This window comes from Methanobrevibacter sp. (assembly GCF_045586545.1).
Lineage (GTDB): Archaea > Methanobacteriota > Methanobacteria > Methanobacteriales > Methanobacteriaceae > Methanocatella.
Genome location: NZ_JAZNAN010000043.1, coordinates 1 through 8511 on the forward strand (window position 1 = coordinate 1; position 8511 = coordinate 8511).

General features: G+C 33.8%; 8 protein-coding genes. 7 read left to right on the top strand and 1 reads right to left on the bottom strand.

Annotation, left to right across the window (positions count from 1 at the left end; translation table 11 throughout):
- The first annotated feature begins 101 nt into the window (after window positions 1–101).
- The 3 genes from mptA to cofG are packed head-to-tail and all read left to right on the top strand — an operon-like array spanning window position 102 to window position 2589.
- Complete coding sequence (gene mptA, locus ACKI3D_RS03770; protein ID WP_407392426.1) at window positions 102–1040, top strand: GTP cyclohydrolase MptA; 939 nt, start codon at window positions 102–104, stop codon at window positions 1038–1040.
- Between the two features lie 14 nt (window positions 1041–1054).
- Window positions 1055–1498 carry a DUF2120 family protein gene (locus ACKI3D_RS03775; RefSeq protein ID WP_407392427.1) on the top strand — a complete coding sequence of 148 codons (444 nt, stop codon included), beginning with the start codon at window positions 1055–1057 and terminating at the stop codon, window positions 1496–1498.
- Window positions 1498–2589 carry a 7,8-didemethyl-8-hydroxy-5-deazariboflavin synthase subunit CofG gene (gene cofG / locus ACKI3D_RS03780; RefSeq protein WP_407392428.1) on the top strand — a complete coding sequence of 364 codons (1092 nt, stop codon included), beginning with the start codon at window positions 1498–1500 and terminating at the stop codon, window positions 2587–2589. Before ACKI3D_RS03775 ends, cofG begins: the two co-directional genes overlap by 1 nt.
- Here cofG and ACKI3D_RS03785 read toward each other — a convergent pair.
- On the bottom strand, window positions 2576–3304 hold the full coding sequence (locus ACKI3D_RS03785) for a class I SAM-dependent methyltransferase (protein ID WP_407392429.1): 729 nt from the start codon (window positions 3302–3304) through the stop codon (window positions 2576–2578). The genes cofG and ACKI3D_RS03785 overlap by 14 nt on opposite strands.
- A gap of 180 nt (window positions 3305–3484) precedes the next feature.
- Between ACKI3D_RS03785 and psmB the strand changes: the two genes are divergently transcribed.
- The 4 genes from psmB to comC all read left to right on the top strand — a co-directional run bounded on the left by psmB (window position 3485) and on the right by comC (window position 8316).
- Window positions 3485–4099, top strand: a complete 615-nt coding sequence (gene psmB / locus ACKI3D_RS03790) for an archaeal proteasome endopeptidase complex subunit beta (RefSeq protein ID WP_407392430.1) — start codon at window positions 3485–3487, stop codon at window positions 4097–4099.
- Window positions 4100–4234: 135 nt separating this feature from the next.
- Window positions 4235–6148 (top strand): beta-CASP ribonuclease aCPSF1, encoded by a 1914-nt coding sequence (locus tag ACKI3D_RS03795; RefSeq protein WP_407392431.1) that lies wholly within the window; start codon window positions 4235–4237, stop codon window positions 6146–6148.
- A gap of 92 nt (window positions 6149–6240) precedes the next feature.
- Window positions 6241–7260: a phosphoribosylformylglycinamidine cyclo-ligase gene (purM, locus tag ACKI3D_RS03800; protein WP_407392432.1), complete on the top strand. Its 1020-nt coding sequence runs from the start codon at window positions 6241–6243 to the stop codon at window positions 7258–7260.
- A gap of 27 nt (window positions 7261–7287) precedes the next feature.
- Window positions 7288–8316, top strand: coding sequence for an L-sulfolactate dehydrogenase (comC, locus tag ACKI3D_RS03805; protein ID WP_407392433.1), 1029 nt, complete (start codon window positions 7288–7290; stop codon window positions 8314–8316).
- Window positions 8317–8511 lie beyond the last annotated feature (195 nt).

Genomic DNA, 8511 nt, shown 5'->3' on the forward strand with positions numbered 1-8511 from the left:
TAATTTCAATATTTCAAAATGAATATGAATTCTATCTAAGTATATAAATAAAGAAATACAAAAAATATAATATTTAATTAATTATATTAGAGGTTATGAAATTGGCAGTTTGCTTACCCGATACTCAAGACGACGCTCCAAGCATACCTATTAAATTAACTAGAGTAGGTGTAACTGGAGTAAAGAAATTATTACAACTAGAAAGAACAAATAAAAGGCCAATAATTTTATTGCCTACTTTTGACGCATTTGTAGACTTACCAAATGATCAAAAGGGTGTTCACATGTCTAGGAACCCGGAAGCAATTAGCGAAGTTCTCGAAACTGTTGCTAAAGATTCTACAGTAGACATTGAATCATTATGTGCAAAGATTGTTGACAAAATGATGACCAAACATGAATATGCAAAACATGTTGAGATTTCCATGACAACTGATTTCATGTTCATGAAGGAGTCACCAGTGACCAAAAACAAAACCCAGGAAATGGCTAAGTTAATAGCTAAAGCTGAAGGTTTTAGAGATGATGACGGTTCCGTCGAAATCAAAAAAAGCATTGGTGCTGAAGTTATTGGAATGACAGTTTGTCCTTGTGCACAGGAATCTGTAAGAGAATCAGATAAACTCAAATTATTAGAATTTTTAGATGAAGAAACTACACAAAAGGTGCTGGATACAGTTACTTTTGCTTCACACAACCAGAGGGGAGTTGGAACATTACTTATTGAAGTTCCTGAAGAGAAGACTGTGAAAGCAGAAGACCTTATCAAAATCATTGAAGATTCTATGAGTTCACCAGTTTGTGAATTACTTAAAAGACCTGATGAAAATGCAACTGTTATGAATGCACACAGAAAACCTGTTTTTGTTGAAGATTGTGTTAGAAACATGATGGAAAAAATAGCTAAAAAATATTCTGATTTGCCTGACGATACAATAATAACTGCACGTCAAGAAAATCAGGAAAGTATTCACAGACACAATGCATTTGCTGAAAAAGTAACTACATTAGGTGAATTAAAAGAAGAATTAAATATTTAATAGGATTTGATTTAATGAAAAAAACCTATGAAATTGCAGGACAGGTAATGGGTTTTTTTGATTCTTTTAAAGGATCAAGACCTGCAATTAACAATGATAGAATTTTAATTGTTAGAGGAAGATCAAGAACAGTAATACCGATTAGTGAATTTGATGCAAAACTTACTGAAATTGGTGAAATTCTTGGTGGAACCGAAGTAGATGCAACTTCAGATGAAATTGGGGAAATCCTTAAATCTGGAGATAAACACATTAAAGAGAGTGTGAAAAATGCAGATGCCGTTGATGAACACGGTTTCATGAGAATGAAAGCAGAACTTGAATCAATGGGACTTGTAGTTGCATACAAAGTGTTTGAACTTCCAAGTTTTGACGTGGTAATAGCCATTTGGGAAGACAAAAATGAAATTCCTCCACTTTATGTGGAAGTTACTGTTTCTGAACGTGAAGGGAAATAATGCATTCAAACTTAACAAAAGAAGATATTCTCCAAATTTTAAATGCTACTGATAGCGAGATAATAGATTACATGTCTCAAACAGTGCAATATAGGGAGAATAATCTTATTACTTTTTCTAAAAATGTTTTTATACCATTGACTGAAATTTGCAGAAATGACTGTGGATACTGTAATTTTAAAAAAAATCCTGATGACCCCCAAGCAATCATTCTCAAAACCAAACAAGAAGTTTTGGAAAGCTTAAAGGAAGCTGAGAAATATGGTTGTAAAGAAGCCCTCTTTACTTTTGGCGAAGATGCTGATGAAGAAGAAATCGTCAGGTTGAAATTACAGGAATATGGCTATGACAAAATGATAGACTACATTGTAGATATCTGTCAGATGACTTTGGATGAAACAAGATTACTGCCCCACACTAATGGTGGAAACTTTAGTTTTGAAGATTTGAAAAGATTAAAAGAGGTTAATGCATCCCTAGGTTTAATGCTTGAGAATTCCTCATCCAGATTAATGGAACTGCCCGCCCATAATAAAAGTCCGGGCAAAAATCCAAAATTAAGACTGGAAACCATTTCAAATGCAGGAAAACTTAAGATTCCATATACAACTGGAATTTTAATTGGAATTGGTGAGACAAAAGAAGAAGTTGCTGAATCATTGCTCGCCATTCGTGATTTATACGATGAATATGGGCATATTCAAGAAGTGATTATTCAAAATTTCACACCGATTCCTGGAATTGAAATGGAAAATTTCCCGGAACCTACTTTTTTAGATATGATAAGGACTGTAATTGCTGGAACTTTACTATTTGGAGACGCCGCCGTTAGCATACAAGTTCCGCCTAACCTAAACAATGATACCGCCCAAATATTTTTACTATGTGGTGCTGACGATTGGGGCGGAGTATCCCCTGTGAGTCCGGATTATGTAAATATTACTTCTCCTTGGCCAGGCATTGATGAACTTGAAAAATTAACCAATGATGCCGGATTTGAACTGGCTGAAAGGTTATGTGTTTATGAAAAATACATAAACGGCGAATGGTTAAATGAAAACCTTCTAGAAAAAATAGCTAATTTATCTTAGCGTCGACAACAACATGCCAAACTCCGGGAGAATATTTCTTAATTTTATTTATTTTTATCAATTCCACATCCCTGCCGTTTGCCTCAGCAACAATCCTTGAAATGGGTCTGGTGTTGACTAATTTTTCAGGGACTGTTTCATGGTAATGCAGGATTCCCCCCTCATTTAAACTATTAATTGCAACGCGCAGGTAATGATGGGTTGTTTTTACATAACCCATGATGATTCTGTCAGCCTTAAAATTAGGAGTCTCATCTTTACAGTCTCCCAAAATCGGAGTAATATTATCTAATTTATTTAGCTTGATATTTTCACATAAAAAATGATAAGAATTTGGATTGATTTCAATGGATATTACTTCTTTGGCATTTGCATGAACCCCAATTGGAATGGAAAAATAGCCGATTCCAGCAAACATGTCAATGACTGTCTCCCCATCTTCAACGAGCTTGGCAATCCTTAATCTTTCGTTGTTGTTTCCTTTTGACCACATTACCTTTGCCAAATCAAGTTTGAACAAACATCCATTTTCTTTGTTAATGGTTTCGGTTTCATTTCCATAAAGAATCTCATAGACAGGTTCCCTTTTAGTTCCTTGAATATGGCTGATCTTCATTATGGTTTTAACATTGTGTTTTTTAGATAATCTTTCATAATTCTCATTTGAGTAATTTTTATCTAAAATTAGAATATCTCCAATTTTTTTATATTTCATCGACACACCCTAATAAGAAAAGTTTATATATTGAAATAGCTAATATTAATATTGTTAGTTTATACTAATAATTGATTCTGATTTTAAATAAAATTAATACTAAATTAATTTATATTTTGTTAAATTACCTATGAGTAGTTGAAATTAGATATTTTAAATACTTGTATGAGGTGTATTTAAATGGATGATAAAATACTAGAAGGTACAACAACCGTTGGAATTACTTGTAAAGATGGAGTTGTATTTGCAAGCGAAAGAAGAGCTAGTATGGGAAACCTTGTAGCTCACAAAGTAGCAGAAAAAATATTTAAAATTGACGATCACATTGTAACAACCATAGCAGGTTCAGTAGGAGATGCTCAAAGCTTAATGAAAGTTATTGAAGCAGAAGTTTCTCTATATCAAATGAGAAACAACGACGCAATCAGCGTTAAAGCTGCTGCATCATTAACTGCTAACATCTTACGTTCCGGACCAATGTATGTTCAAACATTACTTGGTGGAATGGACGGAGACAAACCATCTCTCTACTCATTAGACGCTGCTGGCGGTATGATTGAAGACACTTATATCTCAACTGGATCAGGTTCTATCGTAGCTTACGGTGTTCTTGAAGACAGATTTAGAGATGACTTGACAACTGACGAAGGAATTGAAATAGCCATAAGAGCTATCAGAGCTGCTGCTGAACGTGACACTTATTCCGGTAACGGATATTTAGTCGCTAAAGTGGACAAAGACGGCTTTGAAATGTTAGATAATGAAAAAATTAAAGAGATATTGGATAATTTATAAGCAAAACTAATTTTTCATATACTAACTATTTTTTTATATAAAAAAGTGTACATAGTTTATGAAAATTTACTCATTATAGCTTGAATGCTTTTCATAAACTATTATTAATACACTAACTTTTTTTGAAGGGATTATATGACTTCAGACATTTTAGAGGATATTAAAAAGGAGATTTTGCAAAAACTACCTGATGAAATTCAAGTTTCAAAAGTTGAATTTGAAGGACCAGAAGTAGTAGTTTATACCAAAAATCCAGAGATAATAACAGAAAACGGTGACTTGATTAGGTCACTTGCAAAAGAACTGAGAAAAAGAATTATCATTAGGTCAGATAAAAGTGCTTTACTTGAACCTGAACCTACTATTAATAAGATTCATGAAATAGTTCCGGAAGGAGCTGAAATTACCGATATTTACTTTGATACTGTTACTGGTGAAGTAGTCATTACTGCTAAAAAACCTGGACTCGTTATCGGAAAATATGGTGTGACATCAAGAAATATTGTTAAGAATACTGGATGGGCACCTAAAATATTAAGAACCCCACCAATCAGTTCAGACATTATTGGAAAAATTAGGACTATCCAGAAAAATAGCAGTAAAGATAGGAAAAAATTATTGCAACGTCTTGGACGCCAAATCCACCAAGGAAGCAAATACCCTAATGATTGGGCAAGAGTAACTTCAATGGGAGGATTTAAGGAAGTTGGACGTTCATCAATGCTTTTGCAAACACCAAACAGTCGTGTATTATTAGATTGTGGTGTTAATGTTGCAGCACCAGACAACAAAAGCGCTTTTCCAATGTTAAATGCACCAGAATTTTCAATTGAAGAATTGGATGCAGTTATCATATCTCACGCTCACTTAGACCATTGCGGATTTGTACCGTATCTTTTCCATTATGGATATGATGGACCAGTATACTGTACAACTCCAACAAGAGATTTGACTACTCTTTTACAATTTGACCATTTGGATATAGCCCACAGAGAAGGCAATCCTTTACCATTTACCTCAAAAGATGTAAAACATCAAATCAAAAATACAATTACCCTTGATTATGGTGAAGTAACTGACATTTCACCGGATATCAGATTAACTTTACATAATGCAGGACACATCTTAGGTTCAGCAATCTGCCATATGCACATTGGAGACGGAGCTCATAATTTAGTGTATACCGGAGATTTCAAATATGAACCATCAAGATTACTTGAACCTGCAACAATCAGATTCCCACGTGCCGAAACCGTGATTATGGAAAGTACTTACGGTGGAAAGGAAGATGTGCAACCTTCAAGAAACAATGCTGAAAAAGAAATGATGAAAACAATCTACAAAACACTCAAACGTGGCGGAAAAGTGTTAGTTCCTGTATTTGCTGTAGGAAGGGCACAAGAACTTATGGTTGTTTTAGAAGAATACATGAGACATGGTTTAATTGAAGAAGTGCCAATCTACATTGACGGAATGATTTGGGAAGCTACTGCAATTCACACTGCAAGACCAGAATACTTAAGCAAAGATTTAAGAGATCAAATTTTCCACATGGGCAGAAATCCATTTGTTTCTGACATGTTTAAAAAGGTTCAAAACTTCGATCAAAGAAAAGAAATTGTTGAATCAAGACAACCAGCAATCATCTTATCCACATCCGGTATGTTAACTGGAGGAAATTCCGTAGAATACTTCAAATGGTTATGTGAAGATGAAAAAAATACATTAATCTTTGTAGGATACCAATCTGAAGGTTCAATGGGTAGAAGAGTTCAAAAAGGTTGGAAAGAGATTCCTCTTGAAGATGATGATGGAAGAACCAGACAATTCTGTGTTAAAATGCAGATTAAAACAATTAATGGATTCAGTGGTCACTCCAACAGAAGACAATTAATGGAATACGTTAAAAGACTTAATCCAAGACCTGAAAAAGTCATTACCTGTCATGGAGACCCATACAAAACTGTGGATCTTGCATCCTCAATCCATAGAAGTTATAAAATTGAGACCAAAACTCCAATTAACTTAGATTGTGTGAGAATTCATTAATAATTATATACTAATTAAAACAAAGTATTACTATAATATAGAATGTTGTAAACTTACAACATTATTTATTTTTTATTTAAATAGGTGTAAAAATGGTTACTTATTCAGAATCTGGTGTTGATATTGATTTAGAAGCTGTTACTGTCTCAAAATTAGCTGATAAACTTAAATCAACATTAGAATGCAGAGATATTATTACAGACAGTGGTCATTATGCTGCTTTAGTCAAACTAGGTGACAAAGCTATTGCAATGAGTACTGATGGTGTTGGAAGTAAGATTTTAATTGCTGAAATGATGAACAAATATGATACAGTTGGAATTGACTGTATTGCTATGGTTGTAAATGACATCCTATGTGTCGGAGCCGAACCAATAGCATTAGTGGACTATCTTGCAGTTGAAAAACCTGACCCTGAAAGAGCAGCTGAAATTGCTGAAGGACTTGTTGCAGGCGCAATCGAATCAAAAATCGCAATAATCGGTGGTGAAACTGCTTCACTTCCAGGAATTATTAAAGATTTTGATCTTGCAGGAACTGGTATAGGATTTGTTGATATTGATAAAATCATTACAGGTGAAGATATCCAACCTGGAAATGTTTTAATTGGTATAAACAGTAATGGTATCCATTCAAACGGATACAGTCTAGCCAGAAAAGCATTATTTAATGATGCAGGATTTACTGTAGATGATAAAATGCCAAATGGAGAAACAACCATTGGTGAAGAATTAATTAGACCAACCGAATTATATGTCAAACCTATTGTAAGCCTATTTGAAAAAGAATATAAAATTAATGGACTTGCTCATATTACCGGAGGAGGATTCACAAACCTTAGACGTTTGAAAAAAGGTGTAGGATATGACATAACCGACCTCCCAGAAGTTCCAGAAATATTCAAACTGATTTATGAACAAAATGTCGACATCAAAGAAATGTACAGAGTTTTCAACATGGGTGTCGGATTTGTTGTTATCTGTGATGAGGCAGAAGCAGATAAAATTATGGATACTTTAAAAGAATATTGTGATTGCCAAATCATTGGTAGCGTAACTGATGATGAAAAAATTACAGTCAAAGCCTTTGAAGGATCTCAAATTGAATACTGATTTAATTAACTAATTAGGAGTGATATAATGAAGATAATGAAAGATAAAGAAATAGCTCTTGTAAAAGAAATATTAGCTAAGTTAGGGGCTAGCGAAGAAGACCAAGAGTTAGTTGCAGAAGCGACAATTGACGCAGATTTGAAAGGATTTACATCACATGGGCTTGGTAGATTCCCACAATACCTTATTAGTATTAAAGCAGGCACAATTAACTTGGAAGACAATATTACAATTGAAAAAGAAACTCCTGCAATTGCATTAATTAACGGTAACAGCGGATTTGGACAAGCAGTATCTTACAAAGCCATGCAAATCGCTATTAAAAAAGCTAAAGAAGTGGGTATTGCATGTGTTGGAGTTCACAATACCAATCATTTTGGAGTTACTGGATTTTACTCCGATTTAGCATTAAGGGAAAACTGTATTGGACTCGTGCTTGCAAATACAGACCCTGCAATTGCGCCTTTAGGAGGTAAAGAACCTTTAATTGGAACAAATCCTTTAGCATTAGGAATTCCATCCGATACATACATTACTGTAGATATGGCAACTTCAATAACTGCACGTGGAAAAATCATTGAATCAAAAAGAAAAGGCCTAGATTTGCCAGATGGATGGGCACTTGATGAAAATGGAAACCCTACAAATGACCCTGATGAAGCATTAAAAGGATCCATTTTGCCATTTGGTGGATTTAAAGGATACGCATTATCATTATTAATTGAAATTTTAACTGGACCATTAGTACAAGCAGGATACGGTCATGGAGTAACCGGTACAGCTTCACCTGATAAAGACTGTACAAAAGGAGACTTATACGTAGTAATTGACCCTTCCAAATTTGTCGACTTTGATGAATTCAAAGCAAATACCGAAGATTTCGTATCACAGGTTAGGGCAACTGGCGAAACTGTAGCCATTCCTGGTGACTTGGAAGTTAAAAGAATTGCTGAAGCTGAAGCTAATGGCGTAGCAATTGATGAAAAATTATATGAACAATTGAAAGGAATCTGTGATGAATTAGATATTGATTTAGATTCCTATGTTGAAGAATAGCCCAGTTATTCTTCAAAATTCTTTTTTTATAATTATCGATGTTAATAAATATATAAATCGTTTTGAAAAAATTATAAAATAAAATTGAATTTAAAAAGTATAAAATAAAAATGATTATATACCTAAATTACAAACATATAAATGTTAAAAATTCTAATATATTTAGTACTGGAAATCATAAACTCTTTTTTATAA

Bases quoted from the DNA above. Each gene is read 5' to 3' on its own strand.
- ACKI3D_RS03775 (WP_407392427.1), top strand. From the start codon at position 1,055: ATGAAAAAAACCTATGAAATTGCAGGACAGGTAATGGGTTTTTTTGAT.
- ACKI3D_RS03785 (WP_407392429.1), bottom strand. From the start codon at position 3,304: ATGAAATATAAAAAAATTGGAGATATTCTAATTTTAGATAAAAATTAC.
- psmB (WP_407392430.1), top strand. From the start codon at position 3,485: ATGGATGATAAAATACTAGAAGGTACAACAACCGTTGGAATTACTTGT.
- ACKI3D_RS03795 (WP_407392431.1), top strand. From the start codon at position 4,235: ATGACTTCAGACATTTTAGAGGATATTAAAAAGGAGATTTTGCAAAAA.
- comC (WP_407392433.1), top strand. From the start codon at position 7,288: ATGAAGATAATGAAAGATAAAGAAATAGCTCTTGTAAAAGAAATATTA.
- purM (WP_407392432.1), top strand. From the start codon at position 6,241: ATGGTTACTTATTCAGAATCTGGTGTTGATATTGATTTAGAAGCTGTT.
- cofG (WP_407392428.1), top strand. From the start codon at position 1,498: ATGCATTCAAACTTAACAAAAGAAGATATTCTCCAAATTTTAAATGCT.